Origin of the sequence: Chryseobacterium sp. BGARF1, assembly GCF_001677955.1 — a bacterium.
GTDB lineage: Bacteria > Bacteroidota > Bacteroidia > Flavobacteriales > Weeksellaceae > Chryseobacterium.
In genome coordinates, this window is sequence record NZ_LELA01000084.1 from 1 (window position 1) to 21,982 (window position 21,982).

General features: G+C 33.2%; 12 protein-coding genes and 1 pseudogene. 6 read left to right on the plus strand and 7 right to left on the minus strand.

Annotated elements, in window-relative coordinates; translation table 11 throughout:
- Nucleotides 1-47: 47 nt before the first annotated feature.
- Nucleotides 48-2,216, minus strand: a pseudogene (gene cas9, locus AB671_RS16230) (type II CRISPR RNA-guided endonuclease Cas9); the annotation flags it as partial.
- Between the two features lie 337 nt (nucleotides 2,217-2,553).
- On the opposite strand from cas9, the gene AB671_RS16235 reads away from it, so the two are divergent.
- Nucleotides 2,554-4,962: a TonB-dependent receptor gene (locus AB671_RS16235; RefSeq protein ID WP_082987336.1), complete on the plus strand. Its 2,409-nt coding sequence runs from the start codon at nucleotides 2,554-2,556 to the stop codon at nucleotides 4,960-4,962.
- An 84-nt stretch (nucleotides 4,963-5,046) separates the two neighbouring features.
- Here AB671_RS16235 and AB671_RS16240 read toward each other — a convergent pair whose 3' ends face one another.
- Nucleotides 5,047-9,561 carry a GEVED domain-containing protein gene (locus tag AB671_RS16240; RefSeq protein ID WP_066675842.1) on the minus strand — a complete coding sequence of 1,505 codons (4,515 nt, stop codon included), beginning with the start codon at nucleotides 9,559-9,561 and terminating at the stop codon, nucleotides 5,047-5,049.
- Nucleotides 9,562-9,912: 351 nt separating this feature from the next.
- On the opposite strand from AB671_RS16240, the gene AB671_RS16245 reads away from it, so the two are divergent.
- Nucleotides 9,913-12,036 (plus strand): Tex family protein, encoded by a 2,124-nt coding sequence (locus AB671_RS16245; RefSeq protein ID WP_066675841.1) that lies wholly within the window; start codon nucleotides 9,913-9,915, stop codon nucleotides 12,034-12,036.
- A gap of 2 nt (nucleotides 12,037-12,038) precedes the next feature.
- On the plus strand, nucleotides 12,039-13,292 hold the full coding sequence (locus AB671_RS16250; protein WP_066675840.1) for a PD-(D/E)XK nuclease family protein: 1,254 nt from the start codon (nucleotides 12,039-12,041) through the stop codon (nucleotides 13,290-13,292).
- A gap of 16 nt (nucleotides 13,293-13,308) precedes the next feature.
- On the opposite strand, the gene AB671_RS16255 is transcribed toward AB671_RS16250, so the two are convergent.
- From AB671_RS16255 to AB671_RS16270, 4 genes are all read right to left on the minus strand, one after another.
- Entirely contained in the window at nucleotides 13,309-14,871 is a 1,563-nt protein-coding gene (locus AB671_RS16255) for a M20/M25/M40 family metallo-hydrolase (RefSeq protein ID WP_066675843.1), read from the minus strand.
- A gap of 202 nt (nucleotides 14,872-15,073) precedes the next feature.
- On the minus strand, nucleotides 15,074-15,907 hold the full coding sequence (locus AB671_RS16260) for a GLPGLI family protein (RefSeq protein ID WP_066675836.1): 834 nt from the start codon (nucleotides 15,905-15,907) through the stop codon (nucleotides 15,074-15,076).
- Between the two features lie 6 nt (nucleotides 15,908-15,913).
- Nucleotides 15,914-17,059 carry a hypothetical protein gene (locus AB671_RS16265; protein WP_066675835.1) on the minus strand — a complete coding sequence of 382 codons (1,146 nt, stop codon included), beginning with the start codon at nucleotides 17,057-17,059 and terminating at the stop codon, nucleotides 15,914-15,916.
- A 123-nt stretch (nucleotides 17,060-17,182) separates the two neighbouring features.
- Entirely contained in the window at nucleotides 17,183-18,325 is a 1,143-nt protein-coding gene (locus tag AB671_RS16270) for an NAD(P)H:quinone oxidoreductase (RefSeq protein WP_066675834.1), read from the minus strand.
- A 63-nt stretch (nucleotides 18,326-18,388) separates the two neighbouring features.
- Here AB671_RS16270 and AB671_RS16275 point away from each other — a divergent pair, with 63 nt between their 5' ends.
- Entirely contained in the window at nucleotides 18,389-19,195 is an 807-nt protein-coding gene (locus tag AB671_RS16275; RefSeq protein ID WP_066675833.1) for an AraC family transcriptional regulator, read from the plus strand.
- Between the two features lie 46 nt (nucleotides 19,196-19,241).
- On the opposite strand, the gene AB671_RS16280 is transcribed toward AB671_RS16275, so the two are convergent.
- Entirely contained in the window at nucleotides 19,242-19,418 is a 177-nt protein-coding gene (locus tag AB671_RS16280) for a histone H1 (RefSeq protein WP_055981058.1), read from the minus strand.
- A gap of 499 nt (nucleotides 19,419-19,917) precedes the next feature.
- On the opposite strand from AB671_RS16280, the gene AB671_RS16285 reads away from it, so the two are divergent.
- A complete protein-coding gene (locus AB671_RS16285; protein ID WP_066675829.1) occupies nucleotides 19,918-20,763 on the plus strand; it encodes a helix-turn-helix domain-containing protein in 846 nt (281 codons plus the stop codon).
- 757 nt (nucleotides 20,764-21,520) lie between these two features.
- The gene (locus AB671_RS16290) at nucleotides 21,521-21,922 is read left to right on the plus strand and encodes a hypothetical protein (RefSeq protein WP_185116241.1); all 402 of its coding nucleotides are present in this window, start codon (nucleotides 21,521-21,523) and stop codon (nucleotides 21,920-21,922) included.
- Nucleotides 21,923-21,982: the final 60 nt, after the last annotated feature.

The following is a 21,982-nucleotide window of genomic DNA, read 5'->3' on the forward strand; positions in this document are numbered from 1 at the left end:
CTAAATCGAAGATATTTTGCAGATAAACTATTCGATAGGCTCATTATTGCTAACATTACAGCGGTATGATGAAAAACGGATATACATATTATTTTTCCATCTTCATCTTTATCACTATTCGTTTCAATAATAGTATTAATAACATTCACCAATTGATTGAGAATTTTCTCAACGACAGGATTTCTCAGACTATTTTTTTTGAGTAATTCTAATTGATTTTTTAACGGACGAGTTTCGATTTCTTCCTTTGTTAAAGAAGAAGCTGAATGTCTATAACCTGCTTGTAAACAAGCTTTATCATAAGTTAATTCTTTAATATGCGGATAAATTTTCCGCATTGCTTTTGTGCTCAGATTTCCGTAATCATCCGAAAATGCAACGTTTGCTAAAATCTGAGAATGCTCTTTTTTGAAGCCAAATTTCTCTTCCAAAAGTCTGAATAAAGTATCATTTCCTGTTTTAGAATTATCTTCCTGATAAGAATACAGCAAGTGCCAAAGCTGATAAGAAGCTTGTTTTTCGAAATCTTTTCCGTCTAATTCTGCATCAAATTCTAAAATTTCCGTGTTGATATTCAGTACTTCAAAAATGCGTTTTATCATATCTTTTATTTCCGAAACCGAAGCTTTTGATTCAGAAACATCAATATCATCTTTTCCTTGAAGCTTCAACAAATCTTCATCATAACCTTCCAACTCTAAAATTTTCAAATATGCATCAAATAAAACTTTATTGGTTCTATTGCCTTCCAATTCAGAATAATTCATTTCCCAATCGGCTGGCTTGTAATCTAAAAGCTCAATGATTTTTGCTGATTTTAAATTCCCTTTAATATTTAATTCATCAAATAATTTTTGTTTACTTTCCAAATCAAGAACAAAAATTTCCTTTTCTTCATCAAACAAAGCTGAAACATTTTCCTTTGCTACCCGTTTTTTACTTCCTTTTTTTCTGACCAAAACATTATTTAAAACCTGCCAAATTTTGAATTCCTGAAATAAAGGTGAAGATTTTGGAGCTACTTTTAAACCTATTGTTTTCTTGTGTCCTTTAATGATTTTATCCTGACTTTCAAACTCACAAAAACTAACTAAACCCTTCTGAGATTTTAATTTTCGCTGATAAAAAATAATAATATCTCTTATTTCCGTTTTTAGGTTTTCTGTTAATTCAGAATGAAATTTTGCTTGCGTTTCCCATATTTTTTCAAATTCGTCCAAATAATCCTGACGGTAAAAAACCTGATTTTTCAATCTTGTGTGCGGATTCTTTTTGAGCTGTTCATATAAATATTGTCCGACCGTTTGATTATTAAAATACAATTCCTTGTTTCTATCACTGATTGCACCTAAATATCCGCTAGAATTATTGAGATTATTATTAATTTCAGTAATTACAAAAGCAACTTCTTCTTTTTCTAATTGCTTATTAATCGCTTCACTTCTCCACAAATAAGCTTGCAATTTTTTCTCTTCTTTCGATTTTGCCTTATTGTCAGCGGCATTAAAGGCATATTTTGTCCAAAACATTGCAGAAGTTGCACGTTGACCTTTTCCTTTTAATTCTTTATAAAAATCATCAGTCAGAATTTCAGGATAAAATTGTTTTTGGAAATCCCAGACCTTATCAAATTCCGATTGCAAATCTGACCGGTAAAAATCCGGTAAATATTTTTTTCCTTCTTTCAATAGCTGATAAGACAATTGCCCTGGAGTAAGATTTTCTTCGTACAATCTTTTCGCAACCGCCATTCCATCGATGATTTGACCTTCGTCTTCATTCTTCGCTTTACGACTGCTTTTATAACCTCTTTTTTTATTAATGGCTAAAAAAACTCTCGCCAATTCTTCTTTCTCGATTTTCTCAACTGCAGATTTCGCTCTTAATAGATAAGTAGAATGCGTCGTATTTTTTCCGTTTTCGGCTAAAATAGTTTCATTACTGATGATATTAGCTTTTAATAAAGCGTCAATAAGATTCTTTCTCCTGTCTTGATAGCGGTCTAGATTTCGTCTTGCACCACGCTTTAATGTTCTGTCTGCATTTACAGAAACGGGTTTTCCTTTTTCAAAATTGGTTTGTTCATCCGTTGTTAAAGGATTTACACGAACTCCTATTTTTTGAATAGAAGACAGTTCAGGAGTATCACCTTCAATAATATGAGCGAACCCGATTGATGTCGTCCCCAAGTCTAATCCAAGTATATTTTTTGCCATAACTATTTAGTTTAATCGATTTTCCTAAATTAATAAGAATTTAATTCATAAAAATATGGAAAACCGTAAACTGATTAAAAATATTATTTTTAGATTTGTAATCGAAAGCAATTCACAATAAGGATTATTCCGTTGTGAAAACATTTAGCGCCTCGCCTATCTGCGGGGCATTTTTTATATCTAAATATTCTGTGAATTCTCAAATCAACAAATATTTAGGCATGAAAACTTACCTCTTTTATATTTCTAATATTGATTCCTTAAAAAAGCTCTCAATTATTTCTCTGACAAAAGAAAAAATGTATTTTTGAGATATATTAAAACATGAATACATACAATGAAAATTTGTTTCTCTCAAAAACCACTTATTGCATTATCACTAATTGTAGCTCCATTTTATTTTTCTCAGAACAAAGCTGAAGAAGCCCTTAAAAAGTTTGAGGAAAATTATCCTCAGGAAAAAATACATCTCCTTCTGAGTAAAAAAAATTACGTGGCAGGCGAAAATCTGTGGTTTACTTCTTTTGTATTTGACGGATACAGTCCTTCGACCATTTCAACCAATGTTTTTGTCGAGTTATATGGCCAAAATAAAAAACAAATCAGCAAAAAAATCTATCCTTTAATTAATGGTAAAGGCAGCGGAAGCATTAGTTTGCCTGCAGATTTGAAAGAAGATGTTTATTATATCAGGGCTTATACCACATGGATGGGGAATTTCAGTGATGACTTCAATGAAATCATGCCAATTACGATATACAATCCTTCTTCTCCTGAGAAGTTAGTAAAAAACGTATCTGCTCCTTGGTCTGCGGCAATTTTCCCAGAAAGTGGAACTTTTATTGACGGCATCAATACCAAATTTGCGGTAAGGCTACAATCAAAAGGAGAAACACCAACAAACTGGAGTGGTTTTATTACAGAAACACAAGATCCACAGACAAAGCTGGTTGCTTTTAAAGGGTTTGATCAAAATACAGGATTTTTTAGTTTTACGCCTGTCGGCGGAAAAAAATATCAACTTACTGTGGAAGACGATAAGGGAATCAAACAGGCTGTTAATTTACCCGAAGTCGTTCCTTCAGGAGTGAATTTACAGATTCAAAGTAAATCTGATGCTATAAATTTTGTTTTAAAGGGTAAAAATATTGATCAAAACACAAAATATAAAATTATAGGAACCATCAACAATCAGTTGGTTTATAAAGCTAATATTTCTAATATCTCAGATAGAGTTTATTCAATTCCAACCAGTCAATTGGTGAACGGAATTCTTAATCTTACCGTTTTTGATGAGTCTGAGAATATTGTTGCTCAGCGACTTTGTTTTGTACAACCTCAATCACTAAAACTTAAGCAACCCTCTCTAAAAGGCACTTCACTTAGTTTAAAACCTAGAGATAGCAATTCTTTTAACATTGATAAAGATTCCTCTATGTCGAGCTATCTGGTAAGCGTAACAGATAATGAAAGTGAAAATCCTGAGAATGAAAACAGTTTGTTGAGTACACTTTGGCTTACCGGAGATTTAAGTTCAAAAATTTATAATCCTGCCCAATATTTTAGTAAAAATAGAAATATAGATGCACTGGATGCTTTGTTGATTTCAGAAAAATGGTCGAGATTTAATTGGCAAACCATTATGTCTGGAAATTTCCCAATTATTAAATATAAACCCGAAAACTTTCTTTCTTATAAGGGAAAAGCTACAAAATTGGGAAAACCAGCATCGGAAGCAGAAATTAATTTAATTTTCAAAATGCCCGATCAGGGAATTAAATACAATTTAATTAAAACAGACAAAGAAGGAATGTTTACCTTGAGTGGTTTGATTTTTGAAGATTCAATGGCGTTTTCTTATCAGCTTAATGGTGAAAAAACTACTAAAAATTCGGTACAAGTTTATTTTCAACCTGCATTTTCATTCTTACCTTTTAAAAGCAATCTACCTTCTAATAATTATACACTTATAAAAAGAAATCCAACTGACACAGTTCCTATTGAAATAGAACGTGCCATAGCAAATAAAAGTTCACAGACAAGCTTACGAGAAAAAGAAACGCTTATTGAAGAGGTTAAAGTTGAAGCACAAAAGAAAGATTTAACCAAAAAACTTAATAATGAACTCAGCAGTCCTCTTTTTAGAAGTGGAAACGAAACTATTTTTGATTTGGTGAATGAAAACCAGAATGCACAAGGTTCTCAAAATATTTTACAATATTTACAAGGCAGAGTTGCAGGTCTTCAGATTCAGATGCAGGGAGGTAATTATACTGCTACAAATCGTGGTGGAGCTATGGAATTTTTCTTGGACGAAATGAGAGTTGACGCAAGCCAAATTTCTAATATCCCTGTCTCAAACATCGCAATGGTAAAAGTAATTAAAGGAAATTTTGCAGGAAGCTTTGGAGGAGGAAATGGAGCTATCGCAATCTATACCCGCCGTGGCGGAACAACTGGCTCTGTAATAGACACTACTCTTCCGTCTAATCTTACAGAAATTAAACTAAATGGTTACGACAAGGAAATACCTTTTAACAATGGTATCTACGACGAAGAAAGCGCAAAATCTGTTCCCGAAGATAAAAGAAGTATTTTATATTGGAATCCTTATTTGGAAAGTAAATCCGGAGAACCAACTATCGTACAGTGGTATAATAATGATGATGCAAAAAATTTCCGTGTGATGATTATTGGTTTTGATAAAAACAATGATTTAATGTATTATAATGAGGTTTTAAAATAGAAATCTTATCAATTATATCTTTAATAAAACAAAATAAGCTCTCAATTCTGAGAGCTTATTTTTTATAAATGGAAATTAAAACAGTTAATCTTCTTTAATGAATTTTCTCTGTGCAGTACCTTTCTTATCGTCAATATCAATAACATAGACTCCGTTAATAAGAGCGCTTACGTCAATTTTATTGTTAACGATTAATCCGCTAGATACAAGTCTTCCGGCAGCACTATAAATCTTATAGTTTGCTTTCTCGCTAATATTTTTAACGTTCAAGACTGATTTAACAGGGTTTGGATAAATCAAAATATCCGTCTGGTTAACAGAATTTGCAATAGGTAACTTTGATATTCTCACCGTATAATCTTCTACTTCCCCATCATCGAAACTGATACAGTTAACTGGTATAGCACCTTTAGCCATAGCTACTCTCATCACAACATATTTAGAGTTTGTCATGCTAATATATGCATCAGATGGCACACTGAATGTAGCACTTGCAGTAGGATTTGAGTTAAGCCCGTCAGCAAGGATTCTTTCATCAAGGTCAAATTCTCCATTTCTATTGAAATCAATCCAGACAGCAACTCCTGAATCTGCTCCTTGAGTTTTGTCAATCGTAATTTTATTTCCTGTTGACCCCTGAATCAATTCAATGAATTTTGTAGGATTTCCTGTGAAATCAGAATAGGTAGTTCCTGTAGAAATATTAATCATTTCAGGCTTACCATTCGGTGTAGCAGTAACTTTTGAAATATATTCTGTCGCCGCATTGTTCGAATGCATATTGCAATAAACCACAGTAGGTGTTGTAAAATAGTAAAGAGGGGTAAAATTTCCAGGTCCTCCACTACAAATATTTGCTACCTGCATTTCGTATTTAGTTAATTCTAATAATCCTGTTATAATATAGGTATTATTACTTACATTAATAGTCGTCCAACTTGGCAATCCTACTTTTCTGTATCGTAATACGTAATTATTAGTAGCTCCAATACCTGTATAAGCATCCCAAACCACTTCTGCCGTTGTAGGGGTTAACTGAGTAATTGTAAATCCTGGAGGAAGAATCTCACAAACTCTTACCGTGGTAAATATCTGTGTATTTGCCCATGGATTAGGGGTTGTTTGCCCAGTACAGATACTCGCTACCTGTACTTCATACGTTTTATAAGAATCCAGATTTTGAATCACATAAGAGTTTATAGGTGGAGGAAGCAATGTTGGAGTATTCCACACTGTAGTTCCTATCTCTCTCCATCTTAAAATATAGGTAGCATTCGGAACAATTGGGTTCCAAGTTACCATTGCTGAAGTCGATGTGATATTAGATATTACCACATTTGGCGGCGTAGGATCACATTCTGTAGTAAATGTCTTTACAGGAGTAAAAGCGCCTGCTCCACCATTTCCACATACTGCCGCAACTCTCACTTCATAAAGTGTAGCCGGAGTTAGTGCAGAAATAGTCACTGGTGGATTTCCTCCTAAAACTGAAAGATTCATCGTCGTCCACGCAGAAGCAGGATTGGTTACCGGTCTGTATTCTAAAACAAATGCATTATTATTTGCTGCAGAAACCCAGTTAACAACAACTGAATTATGAGTTATTGTGGTAAAAGTAGGATTTCCCGGCGTAGTATTATTACACGGTCTTAATTTTACAGCATAATCTTCTACCTCTCCATTTGCAGGATCAACACAAATTACAGAAGCACTACCTCTTTTCAGAATAACTCTCATTGTTGTAGTATAAGCTCCTGTGTAAATTCCAGTTGAAGGAACACTGAATGTAGCTGTAACAGGAGTCGATGTGTTGGATGCTGAAGTCATTATTTTTTCTCCAGCAGTAAATACCCCATCTCTGTTCCAATCTATATAAGCATCTACAGCATCACCATAGGTTGTCCCTACCCATGCTTTTGAAACGGCTAGTTGATTACCTGTAGATCCCACTTCTAAATTAATTAACGTTGCAGGAGTTGTATAGCTTGTATAATTGGTTTGAAGTGAAATATTTTCCATAATAGGAAAGTTTATAGGTGTTACTTTTACATTAGCAATGTAATCGTTAGTACCTGTCCCCACCATATTGCAATAAGTTAATGAAGGAGTGGTAAAATTTACTGAAGCTCCAAAAGCGCCCCAAGTAGTTCCGCATTTTACCTGAATCTGAATCTCATATGAAGTTTGCTCTATAAGTCCTGTCATTGTATAAAAACTTTGCCCTGCAGGTAATTCTACATACCCCAAAGGTGCCAAAGGTTGTACCCAAGATGTGGTACCTTGTTGTCTCCATCTTATTCTATAAGTAGCATTTGCTGTAGGAACCCATGAAGCATAAGCTGTAGTAGATGATAAATTAGAAACTGTAGGTACGGGAGCCGTAGTACTACACGGTTGTAAATCGATAAACTTAACCGCATAATCTTCAACTTCTCCGTATGTATTTCCACTACATGCACCCGCAGCTGATGCGTAAGATACAACAACTCTCATTCTTGTCGCATTAGGACCATTATAAGTTGTAGCCGGAACATTGAAAGTTCCTGTAACTGGGCTTGTAGCATTAGATCCGCTCGTATATATTAGCTCACTGGTATCAAAAATACCATCTCTGTTAAAATCAATCCATACGTTGGTATAATTTCCATATTGAGTTCCTGGCCAAGTTTTACCAATAGAAATTGAGTTATTTTGAGTATTTCTTACAAGAGTAAGTGCTAAAGCAGGATTTGTAGTATAATCTGTATACTGAGACTGCGTAGAAGTATTGTTTAGTATTGCAGAGCCTACTGGGTTGACGGTTACATTAGAAATCCAACCATAGGTTGCACTTGTATATTGCGCAGCATGAGCACACCATGAAACACCGGGTGTTGTGAAAGATACAGGAGTAGAAAATGCTCCTGCAGGACCGGCATTACAAATAGTTGCTATTTCCACTTCGTATTGCGTAAGTTCTAATAGACTATCTATGATATAGGTATTCGTAAGAGGCGTTGTAAGGTTTACTGTTGTCCAAGTTCCACCTGGAAGCGATCTATATCTTAAAACATAAGTAGCTCCCGCCACAGGCGTCCAAGAAACATTTGCAGAAGTTGCCGATATATTACTTATCGTAATATTCGTAGGAGGTGTATTTACACAAGGTGCTAAAGCTGTTCCTACCATCTGAATGATTGGAATTACAGAATATCTACTCGTTGCGGTAGGAGGAGTTGCCGGATTAGGGTTTGTGGTTGTATTATAATACAACATTCCTTTATTTGTTCCTGCAGAATAACTTCCCCAGTTGGCGGTACAGGAAGTTCCTGTGGCATTTTCATCTACAGCGATTACCACATTGCTTACTCCATCCCATAGGAAAGGTGTGCTCAATGGAATTGTTACCCAAGCTCCGGCAGTCATCGCAGGAAGTGTTCCCGTATAAACCTGAGTCATATTACCGGCAGGAATCCAACTCGTAGTTGTAGCAAAATCATTTTGAGCAGTATTTCCCATGTAAACTACCCATTGATTGTAGTTGGCTTGTGTAGCTGCAATCGTAGAAACATAGAATTTAATCGAAGTAATATAAGTATTAGCCCCCACAGCTCCTGCAACTTCCGAAGCAGTATAGATTTGCTGAGAGTAATTAAATCCAGAACAAGAATATACAGGCAAGTAAGCATGTGTTGCCGTTCCACCACCAATCTGTCCTGGTGTAAAAGGTTCCCCTTCTACCCATAACGATTTATCTGTTGCATTACAAACCGAGCGAACCCACCAATAATATGTAGTTCCCGGAACCAATGGGGTGATATTAGCTGAAACTCCCGGAACAGTAGTTCCTATTGTACCAGCCGTAGGAGGAGTGTTTGTTGTGCTGTAATAATATTCATAGCCTCCTGCTGGTGCCGGAGCAGGTGCTAATGGTGCTGCCCAATTCAGGGTTGCAGAATTAGGAGTTATATTTGTTGCTAATGCAATCACAGGTTCAAAACAGGTTGGTGCCTGTATTACCTGAACTTCATCCAAAAGAACATCATCGTATAAATACCCGTTGTTAGCAACATCCTTGTCAACAGTAAATTTAAGCTGAATAGTTGCTCCTACATAGGTTGCTGCAAGAGGAACTCCAACTGTTCTCCATTTTATGGCATTGCTATTATCAGACCAAATTTGAACCCATCCGCTTCCGTTATTTACTTCAAGCTTCATCTTATTGTTTTCATAAGGTGGAAGCGTTCCTGTAGCCGAGGTAAGATGGTTTTTAAGCCATTCAAATTTTACATACGGATTGTTCAATCCTGTAAGATCGATCTGCGGACTGATAAGCTCGACCGTATGCTCGTTATCATAGGGCGAACTTGCGTCGACCCAAGCAAAAGTTCCTGCAGGCTTTCCACCATTTCCAGTAACACCGTAACCTGCAGATGTGCTAAATCTCCATTTAACATATAAGCTTGTTGATGTACTTGTGGGGTTTTGGCTCGTCCAACAGGGAGGTAATACTCCCGTGCTGAAAGATTGCGAAAAAGGTACGGGGACCGCCGTACACTGAGCGGAGACTTTGAGCTGAAAGCACAGCAAAATCCCCAGAATTGTTAAAAATCTGTTCATAATATAGAATATGGATTAGTAATTGAGATGTTTTTTTGGATTAGAGAAACATCTGGATTTTTAAATATAAAAGGAATAGAAGAAGTAGAAAATCCCCTCATAGGCATATTATTTTGTGATGGTGCACAAATATAGTATTTTTATTTATATCACAACATAATTATCTAAAACAATTGTATAATCTACTAAAAGTGTAGATTATTTATCTTTTTCAATAAATTAGTGTTTGTACTTCATTATCAGATTTATTAAATAGACTTAATGAATAAATTTTATAAACTTTAAATTGCGAATGAGATATATTTTATTCCTCTAAAAAAGTCAGTATTTTAGCCATTCTAAAAAAACTGCATGACTGTAACAGAATTTATACATAAAACACTTAACATATCCGATAAAAGCATTAATGCTACTTTAAAATTATTATCTGAAGACTGCACCATTCCATTTATTTCTCGTTATCGAAAAGACGCAACGGGAAATTTAGATGAAATTCAAATAGAGCAGATCTCAAAACTCAACAAACAGTTTGAAGATATTGTAAAACGTAAAGAAAGTATTTTAAAATCTATTGAAGAGCAAGATGCTTTATCTCCAGAATTAAAAACAAGAATTGAAGAAAGTTTTGATATTCAGGAATTGGAAGATTTATATTTACCTTTCAAAAAACGCAGAAAAACCAAAGCTGATGCCGCCAAAGAAAAAGGGCTTGAGCCTTTAGCCAGAATCATTATGAGCCAAAAAGCTCAGGATATTCAATTTTTAGCTGCCAAATATCTGAACGATCAGGTTTCGTCTGAAGAAGAAGCTTTGCAAGGTGCAAGAGATATTATGGCAGAATGGATTAACGAAAATATGTACGTTCGTAAAAATTTGCGTCGTCTTTTTCAACGCAAAGCTGTTGTCGGGTCAAAAGTGGTAAAAGCTAAAAAAGATGAGGAAGCGGCTCAAAAATTTTCGCAGTATTTTGAATGGGAAGAAAGCCTTAACCGAACTCCTTCTCACAGACTTTTAGCAATGCTTAGGGCAGAAACTGAAGGCTTCGTAAAAATAAACATCGGAATTGATAAAGATGAAGCACTTGATTTTATTGAAAATGCGATCATCAAATTTAAAAATGACAGCGCAGAACAAATCGCTTTAGCCATCAAAGATTCTTATAAAAGACTTTTAGAACCGGCAATTTCCAACGAAACGCTTCAGGAAGCAAAAGAAAAAGCCGATAAAAAGGCCATCGAAATATTTTCTGAAAACTTAAGTCAGCTCTTATTAGCACCGCCTTTGGGAGAAAAAAGAATTTTAGCAATTGATCCAGGTTTTAAAAGTGGTTGTAAAGTGGTTTGTTTAGATGAAAAAGGAGATTTACTGCACAACGAAACGATTTATCCTCACGCTCCACAAAACGAAAGTGGAATGGCAATGAAAAAAATACGTTCGATGGTAAATGCTTATAATATTCAGGCGATTTCCATAGGAAACGGAACAGCCAGTCGTGAAACTGAATTTTTCATTAAAAAAATAGGTTTTGATAAACCATTGCAGGTTTTTGTAGTTTCGGAAGCAGGAGCTTCGGTGTATTCTGCAAGTAAAATCGCAAGAGACGAGTTCCCAAGTTTTGATGTAACCGTTCGTGGCGCGGTTTCAATCGGACGAAGACTTTCTGATCCTTTGGCTGAATTGGTGAAAATTGATGCTAAATCAATTGGTGTCGGTCAATATCAACACGATGTAGACCAAACTCAATTGAAAAACGAACTGGATTCTACGGTGATGAAATGCGTTAATTCCATCGGAATTAATTTGAATACAGCAAGTAAATCACTCTTAAGCTACGTTTCCGGAATTGGAGAAAAAATGGCAGAAAATATTGTGAATTACCGTGCCGAAAACGGAGCTTTTGAAAACAGAAAGCAACTAAAGAAAGTTCCAAGATTGGGCGAAAAAGCATTCCAGCAGGCTGCAGCATTCATTAGAATTACCAATGGCGAAAATCCTTTAGACAATTCGGCGGTTCATCCTGAAGCGTATGGGATTATCGAAAAAATGGCAAAAGACCTAGGGACCAAAACCAATGAATTAGTTGCCAATAAAGAGAAGATCAATTTAATTCAGCCTGAAAAATATATAACGGAAGACATCGGAATTTTAGGAATAAAAGATATTTTGAAAGAACTTGAAAAACCAGGATTAGACCCTAGAAAAGCGGCAAAAGTTTTTGAATTTGATCCGAATGTAAAAAAGATCACCGACTTAAAAACAGGAATGATTCTTCCTGGGATCGTCAACAATATCACCGCTTTTGGGTGTTTTGTAGATTTAGGAATTAAAGAAAGTGGTTTAGTACATATTTCTCAATTAAAAGATGGTTTCGTTTCTGATGTCAATGAAGTGGTGAAATTACATCAACATGTTCAGGTAAGAGTTACTGAAGTAGATGAAGCGAGGAAGAGAATTCAGCTGAGTATGGTGTTGTAATTATGAGTAGAGAAGTTTATTTACAAGATGTAAAATATATCTTACAAAGTATTTCCTTAATATCAAAAAAGTATAATGATATTGCTAGAATTACTGGAGAGAATTTTAATCTTTTTTCAATTATGAAAATGGAAACTGATGAAAGATATACTCATTCTGCTATCATTGGGGAATTATTAAATCCAAAGGGTTCCCACGGACAAGGGAGCATTTTCTTAGAATTATTTTTTGATGGAATAGAAAAATTAAAAGGTATTGAAAATTTTAATTTCAAAAGTGCAAAAATAACATTAGAAAAAAATATTGGAAAAATAGACTTTACTCAAAAAACAGGTGGTTCTATAGATATTCTAATAGAAGATGGTAAAAATATAATTATCATTGAAAATAAAGTTTATGCTAGCGATCAGGAAGCCCAATTAGAAAGGTATAAAAATTATCATAGAGATTCAATCCTTTTCTACTTAAACTTATTTGGAGATAAACCTTCCAAAAAAAGCAAAGGAAAATTAGAACTTGATAAAGAATTTCATATAATTACTTATAAAAATCATATAAAAAACTGGCTAGAAAAATGTCATAAAGAAGCTATTGAACAGCCTATTTTAAGAGAATCTGTAAAACAATATTTAAATGTTGTGAAAAAACTTACCAATCAAACTATTAATAATGATATGAAAAATGAAGTAATGGAAATTCTACTTAGAGACTTAAAAAGTACAAAAGAAATTGCTGATAATTTTCAAGCTGCTAAAAGCATTATTTTAAATAAAATAAGAATAAAATTAAAGAAAGAGCTTGAAAACATTTATCATGAAAAATATTATTTCTTTGAAAACCATGATAGAGCACAAGAAAAAAATTCACATATTTGGTTTAGTCTTAAAGATTTCAAAGAAGAAGGAAAACAAATTACTTGTTTTGGAATAGAACCATTTAGTGGTTATGGAAATGACCAAAGTGATTTATATATTGGAATGTTAGATTTTTATAATAATGACGAAAAATTCTTCAGAGATCTTGATTCCAATCTAAAAATTAGTGGTTGGTGGAGAAATATTAAAAATTTAGGTAATTTTGAAAATTACAGTATTGATTTTTCTGATATTGAATTTCTTCAGTTTTTGCAAGATAATCCGCAAAAGTTACAAGAACTCATTAATTTAATTATTGCAGAAGTTCAAGTATACATAAGTAAGTATGAAGAATTACTAATCAATGTTCATCAAGCAAAAATAAGAAGAGCTGATATTTGAAATATCAGCTCTTCTTTTATTTATAATCCTTAGAATCTCTTCTTGGCTCTTTTAATTCTGGCCATTTTGCGATTTCTCCTTTATCATTTTCAGGCATTGTTCTGCGCTCTCTGCTTGTAAATTCAGGGTCTTCAGATGCCATATACGCTAAAGTAGCGGTAAGAATCACATTGTTTTTTACTTCATCAAAAACAATTTTATCATAAGTATCTTTCGTAGTGTGCCATGTATAACCAAAATATCCCCAATTTAAAGAACTTAAAGAAAATCCGGGAACTCCAGCCGCAACGAATGAAGCGTGGTCAGAACCTCCTCCACCCGGCATTCCCGGGAAATCTGTTTTAATGTGATCTCTCACATTTTTCGGAACTGCATTCAGCCATTTCCCGATATAATCATAGGATTTTACAAAACCTTGGCCTGCAATATTTACAACTCTTCCCGTTCCGTTATCTTGGTTAAAAACTGCCTGAGTTCCTTTAATAATTTCAGGATTATCAGCTACAAAACCTCTAGATCCATTTAAACCTTGCTCCTCACTTCCCCAAAGTCCAACAACGATGGTTCTTTTAGGATTGGGATAATATTTTTTAAGGATTCTCATCGTTTCAAGCATCGTTAAAACACCTGTTCCGTTATCTGTAGCACCTTGAGCACCATCCCAAGAATCTAAATGGGCAGAAAGGATCACATATTCATTAGGTTTTTCTGAACCTTTGATCATTCCAACGGTGTTGAAAGTTTTTGCATCAGGAAGAATTTTTGATTGCGCGTCAATTTTAATTCTCGGCTTGCTTCCTTTTTCAGCCATTCTGTACAACATTCCATAATCTTCTACATCAATATCAAACATTGGGATTTTTGAAGTTTTAGCGCCGAAAATACGGTTAGCTCCCATAATTCCTGTCCAGTTTGAAATTGCAATTCCGGCTGCTCCTGCTTTTTCTAAAGCTTCAGGAAGTGTATTATTATCATAACCGATATTCTTCACATAATCACGGAAGTCTTTTGAAGCCTGCTCTTTTTCAGCTTTCAGTTTTTCATACAATTCAGGAGTTGCAAATTCTTTTATCTGCTCATCTGAACGACCGATTTTCTGATATTGAGCCATCAAAACTATTTTTCCTTTTGCAGAAGGAAGCCATTGTTCGAATTGTGCTTTAGATGAAACTTTAGGAAGAACTATCACTTCCGCCTCAACTGCTTTTTTCGTTGAAGGACTCCATGCTAACTGCGTTGCAGAAAGAGATTTTACACGTGGATAAACCATATCGACATGCGTAGTTCCTCTTTGCCAGCCTTTCCAAGTTCCGAATTGCTGTAAATTGGCATCAATACCCCAAGATCTTAATTTATTGGCAGTCCATTCATTTGACCTCTGCATTTCCGGAGTTCCCACTAAACGCGGACCGATACCGTCTAATAACTCGAACGCCATATCCTCTAACTGAGAATGATTATTGGTCTCGTTGACAAAACTTTCAACAATGGGATTTAATTTCTGAGTGGTAGATTGTGCATTGACGAACTGACTCGCCAAAACTACTGCAGGAACTGCAAAAAAGGTGTTTATCTTCATACTTTTATTGATTGGCATAAAGATAAAGTTATTTAACGAAAATTAAAATTCTTACATCTTCTATTAAAAATAAAAATCTATGCAAACATGTATGATTAGGGGAAATTATTTTTCTGTCCCACAGATTATACAGATTTGCACAGATCTAATTAAATATGAATTGGGAATTATTACCCATTACATATTGCACATTACAAATAAATTAAAGTGGATATTTTATCGCTTTATCCAATTCTATCGGATTATTATATTTCCTGATTTTTTCCTTTAATCTTTCATTGACTTCACGAGAATTGTTTTGTCCGACCTTAGTTCCGTCATTTAGAAAAAATTCTTCATTTGAACGAGTTTGCTGTGTTGCATTTCTTAGATAATTGACGGGAGAATCGTAATATTTTAACTTAGAATCTTTGTACTTTGTATCATCTACAGCAATACTACTTCCCAACATATAATCAATGTACATATTTCCTTTTGGGTTGGCAATTTTCTGAGTTTTTACCAATTCAAATTTGTAATTGTTTTTATCATCGTACAATTCTGTTATTAAACCGGGAAGTCCGTGAAATTTGTATGGGCCTTCCTGAAAAGGAATATCTGTTGTGAACCACGCCGTCCAATTCCTTCCGCCCCAATTTGTAGTGGCTTTTTGCATATTTAAATCTTTCACTTTCTTTTTTTCGTTGGTAAGCTTCCAGTTTTGGGTGTTCTTAGATGAAAGTTTCAAAACAACATTTTCCAAAACATCATAATAATCATAGTCTGTAGAACCGGATCTGTGAGTAATAATATGCGATGTATTAAATTTCGACCCATCTGTAATCGGAAGATTGTTTGTCACTAAAGAATCACCAATATAAAAATCGCGTGGATAATATTTTACGATTTTAGGCTCAATATCGAGATGATAATTTTCTTTAGTAGTGACATTTTGTGTAGAATCTTTTTTGTATTCTACATCATAAATAAAACGGTGAGTCTGCGCTTTTCCAGTAAAACCTGCTAGTAAAACTGTTGTTAAAAGTATATTTTTCATGGTAAATTATTTCTGATTGATAAATTCTTGTTCTTCTTTTGAAAGTAAAATAGTCGCTTCTTTATCTTCTTTCACCGGAACATTTTCCCAGATGCTTTTATTGAAATCTACTTTTGGGTCTAATCCTTTTTTATCAGATCTTGTAAAAGTGTTGTAAACTATTTCTGTAGTAAAACTTCTCTCATCTTTTTTACCATCATAGCTTACAAAGAATTTTTCGCCAGTAATTTTTTTAGACGCAGGGATGTAGCTTCCGTTCTTTTTATAAAAATCAAAAATCACCCTTGCGTTTCCAAGTTGATAATCAAATTCTACCCCGTCTTTATTTGTTCTTTTATAAACAGGGAAATTTTCCTGCTGATAATTTAAATCATATAACGTTATTACTTTATCTATTTTATTATAAGTAATTTCACCCGATACATCTATTCCTCTTTCAGATTGTACTTTTACATAAATAACCTGGGTGTCATTATCTTCTGAAATTAGTCGACCGGTAATTTTTGAATTCTTAATATTCATATTGGTTAACAACCGATATATTTCAAAACTAAAAAAATAATCACCCATACTTGCGTGTTCAAACTCATTTGTTTTCACATTAAAAACACCTTTCGAACTATTTTTTTTATACTTTACATTATTAAGTTGTATCTGTAATATTTCGTCATAATTCTTCTTAAACCCATCTCTAAAATTGTAAGAATTGCTTTTAGTCCACAATTTAGCTTCTGCAATTACCATAAAAAACAGGCTATCATTATTAAAACCTTTAGATTTAAAAGTAATATCATAAAGTGATGGCTTGTCAAAATATCGTTTATTATAATTCTTATGCAAATCTTCAATGATCTTCTTGATATCTACATTAATAATCTTCACTTCTTCAATATTTTTAAAAGCAGGTTGAAGTTTAATGACAGAATTGAAGTTTTTAAAATTTTCTTTCTTAAAGCCCGACGCAGAAACTTCAAAATCTTTAGAATTTTCATTTACTGGTGCAAAGCCATCTTCATTGGTATAAACCAATTGATCTGACAAAACAATTCTGGCGTTGGCAATGGGTTTTCCGTTTTCGGCATCTACAATCTGTAATTTTTGGGCCGAGAAAAGTGCAGAAAATAAAACAAATAAAAAGGAAATATGTTTCATAAAAAGTTCCGCTATTGGTTATTAGCGGAACAAATATAGATTCAAAAAAGAACAAAATTCTACAGTGATTGATTTATTTAATACTATTTGTGATTATTTAAATTTCTTTAACGGTATTTTAAATTATTCAACTTCAAAAATTGCCTGAATTTCTACAGAAGAATTTACAGGAACTGAGGAAGCACCAAAGGTAGCTCTTGCATGTTTTCCTTTTTCACCAAAAACGTCTACTGCAAGATCTGAAGCAACATTCATCAAATCTGCATGCTTGGTGTAATCATCTTTTGTGTTGAAAATTCCGGTAAGCTGTACAACTTTTTTCACTTTATCTAAATCTCCATTTACAGCATCTTTCAATACCGCTAAAACATTCAGCATTGTTTGTTTAGTCGCTTCTTTTACCTGATTCTCATCTACAGAAACACCCAATTTTCCGGGATATAATATTTTCCCATCCTTCAAAGCCACCTGATTGATGAAAACCAAATTCCCTGATCTTACAAAAGGTTGATAATTTCCGGCAGGTTTCGGAACATTGGGAAGAACAATATTTTTTTCAACCAAAACATTTTCTATGCTTTTATTTTGTGAAATTTTAATTTCAGAATTTTTGTTAAAAGTTCCTTTCAAAGCAAACACAACTTTTGCAAAGTTTTTCCCTTGTTCAAAAGCAATCTCCTTTTCACCGGAGCTTGGTCTCTCTACATTTTTAACAGAAGCCAGACTTGTGACACCCAAAACCGTATTTCCTTGCGGAATATTTTTATCTATTTTTTCAACCCCACGAATTCCGTTTGACACTAAGACCATCCCATGAACCGAAAGACTGTTCCAAAAAGCTTGAACTGCCAATTCATTCCCTGCCCCGCTTCCTGCAGACATAAAAACGGTTGCAGGCATTCCTTCTAATGCGTGATTCATCCATAAATTGACAGTTTTAGAAAGAAACTCGCTCATTCCAGTACTGATGTTTCCAAAATAAACGGGTGAGCCAAATGCAATTCCGTCATAAGAACTTAATTCCTCCACAGAAGCCATCGGAATATCTTTCAAACTTGGATGATTGGATGATTTTACTTGTTTGATAATAGATTGAACATTTTCATTGCTTTCGATTCCTTTTGAGATCTGTTTTGCCAATTCGTAAGTTCCGCCATTGTCAGAATGGATCAGTACTAATACTTTTGCTTTGTTATCTTGAGCCATCATTGCATTTGATATTATTGTTAAAATAAAAACTGCTAAAAATCTATTGAGTGTTTTCATGTAAATTATTTATGATAATGCAAATTTAATGCTGTCATTTTTATTAATTTTGCCAAAAACTCTATGCAAAACGCCAAATCAAAATGTAGTCTCATCGAAAATGAAAACGGATTTTTGGATGATTCCATTCAGAAAGCAGCTTACATTTGGTACGAAGAAAATTGGCAACATGACGATGACGAGCATCTTCATCAGAGAGCACAACTTACTTTTGTGAAAGAAGGTTACCAATATTTTCACATTGACAATAAAGTTTATCTTGTTCCGCAGAATCATGTCATCTGGATCCCGTCATTGCAAAAGCATAAAATAACTTCTGAAGCAGAAACTGTAAAATTGATGGTGAGTTTATTTAAAAATATACCGGAAAATCAGTTTTATAAGACTACGCATGTTTTTCCTGCACCTTCGATTTTAAAAGAAATGATTTTTTATGCTAAAAAATGGAATAAAGAAACCGCAGAAAATCATGAACAGGAAGCTTTTATGAATGCATTATTGATTAGCCTTCCTAATTTTTGCAAAGAAAATACTGCTTTACAAATTCCGTTACCTTCTGATTTGAGATTGCTTGAAGTATGTCAATTTATTAATATTAATTACCAAAACGATTACAGCATTGAAGAATTAGCAGAAACCTCCAATCTTTCTGTTAGAAGTCTTCAGCGTATTTTCAAGCAGGAAACCGGAATAAGTATAAAGAAATATGCACAACTGATTAAAATTCTGAAAAGTATAGAATTGATTGATGCACATCAGTTGACGTTAAGCGAAGTTGCTTACAAAGTGGGGTACAAAAGCCTTTCAGCATTTACATCATCATATCAGGCGATAATGAATACGAAGCCGAAAATTAATAAGAAGATATAATTTTAACCTAAAAAAATAAGCCAGCTGAATCAGCCGGCTTATTTTTTTATTTTTTAGATTCTTCAACAGAAACTTTTCTGAAATCTTTAAACAATTTGCTTAGTTCAAGAGCTGATTTACGAGCTCTAGTTCCAGCTGCTTTGTTTCCTTTTTCAACTTGTTGGTTAGCTTCTGTAGTGAACGCTTCAAATTCTGCGTTGATTTTTTCGATAAGTTCTTTCATGTCTATAAAAATTTAGGGTGCAAATATATGGTTTCAGACCATTCCAGCCTAATTGTAGAGGGATTTTTTGCTATGTATAAATGAAAATATAACATCAGGTTTTTAAAAATATAAAATGTTTTTGTTTAAATGTATTGATTATTAATTCGATAAGTCATTTCACCGCTCTAGACGGCATTAAAGCTTATAAAAGCTATTTTCCAAAAAAACAAGCTCACATCCTTATTATTTTTTAAATATTCATCACTTTAATAAGAATCACATTATATTTTTAATACAAATAACAATAATAAGTAAATAATTACATCCAATTTATAAAGCTGCATACCAATAATAAAGTATCAAAGAAGTACCTTAATAACTAAAAAATAACATAATCAAACCTGATTCGTTGATTCATTGAAAATATACAACAAAATATTAAAATAAAGTAACAATAATCGGCAACTAATGCCTATTTTTGGAAAATATAATCATTCTTAAAACACAAACTTCAACAATGCATCAAGTATCCGATGAATTAAAAGAAAACGGCTTCAGCATTACTCTTGTTTCAGACATAATAGAACGCAATAATTTTTCAAGGAAATTTAATACACTAGAATATTTTGCGATTTATTTGGTTGCCGAAGATCTCAATATTACTGTTGAGCATAAGCCTTATCATATCCCTGGTGGAAATTCAGTTTTCATTGGTCCACAAAAGAAAGTAGAATTTGGTAATGCGTTGGGTAAAGAAATTTATGCAATTGTTTTTACTAAAGAGTTTTTCGACAAAACATCGAAAGACAGTATCTATCTAAATTCAGGTATTTTTTTCAACAGTAAATCTCACATTTTTATAGCTCCTTATTTTGGTAATAATGATTACAACAAAATCATCTTAATAGAAAGGCTTAAAAGATTTTCTGCTATCGATGAAAAAAACATCTATTTTTCTGCAGCGCATAATGCTATTGAAAGTTTAATTCTTGATGCTCACTTGCATATTGATCATAAAAATGATCCAAAAGAAGATTTGGAATCTGTAAGTTTAGTGAATCGTTTTACAGTAATTCTTCAGAGAGATTATAAAGTTGAAAAAAAAGTTTCTCACTACGCAGATCAATTAAGAGTTTCCAGCCGAAAACTAACTGACATGACTGAATTTGTTTATGGTAAATCTGCCAAACAAATGATCATTGAAAAAGTAACATTCGAATGCGAAAAGGCTATAAAATTTTCACCCAAGACTTTATCTGAAATTGCATTTGATTTAGGATTTAAAGACGAAGGTAACTTCAGTAATTTTGTAAAAAAACATAGTGGAAAAAAGCCATCCGATATGAGAGAATTAGCTGGCTAAATATGATAAAACTTCATTAAAAACACTTTTAATTTTTGATTTATATGCTTTATTTTTATAAAGCATTTTTTTTGTTCTATTTTTAAGCATAAAAACACAAAACACTAACAATTAATCATTTAAAAATAATTTTTACGTAAAAATTTATAAATTTTTACGTAAAAATTATTAAATCAAACCCACGTTAAATTGTATTACGTCTATATACTGATTAGATTTGCAGTATTAAATAACAACAAATAAAAAATTATCATATTTTAGAAAATAAAAAAAGAACACCAAATCACAAAGTTTTATTAGTATTATAATCTATTCTTTTCAACCTAATACATTCATCATATTAATAAACTTTTCATCATCAGTTTTCAATGGTAACTGGATGTATCGAATACAATCAATAAATCCGGTTACCTATTTTAAAAGTTTAATAATTAATAAAAATATTTTTATTTCATATTACAAAGAGTCTTTTAATTAGACATATCGAAAATTCTTTTCATTTTATCGTATTGCGTTTTTTGTAAAAATTTACAAAAAATAAACGTGTTTTCGCAAATCCTAATCTACAGAACCCCTGTATCTTTGCACCCGAAAAGAATAGATAATAATATCTAAATTAAAACTCATTGATACTATGAAACAATTTTTATTTGCGGTAGCTGGATTATTTGCTTTCGCTAACGTTAACGCACAAACTACAGGTACAGTAAAGCTAAATGTTAAATTAAACCCAATTCAAACCATTGTAGTAAATGGGATGGAAGATGTAGACTTAAATTATACATCAAAAGATGACTACCTAAACGGAGTTAGTTCTAAAAAAGAGAACCAATTAACCGTATACAGTACAGGAAGTTACGAAGTGAGAGTGACAAGCAATGCTGCAACAATATCAAGTGGAACTAAAACAATGGACGTAAGCAGTATCCAAGTAATACCTACACCAGGTACTGCCGGTCAAGCTGATGCTACTTATACGCCACAATTTCTTTCTGGGAATGAGCAAACTTTAGTAAAATCTGCAGCTGGTGGAGTTAACAAACAAATTACTATTGAATATAAAGCAGCAGGTTCAGATAAATATATAGACAACTATATTGCAGGTCAAACCCCTACTGTTTACACAGCAAATTTAACATATTCTATTGTTAGTAAATAACAAACTATAGTCATATAATTTTATAGTGTCACAAATTATTGTGACACTATTCATGTACTT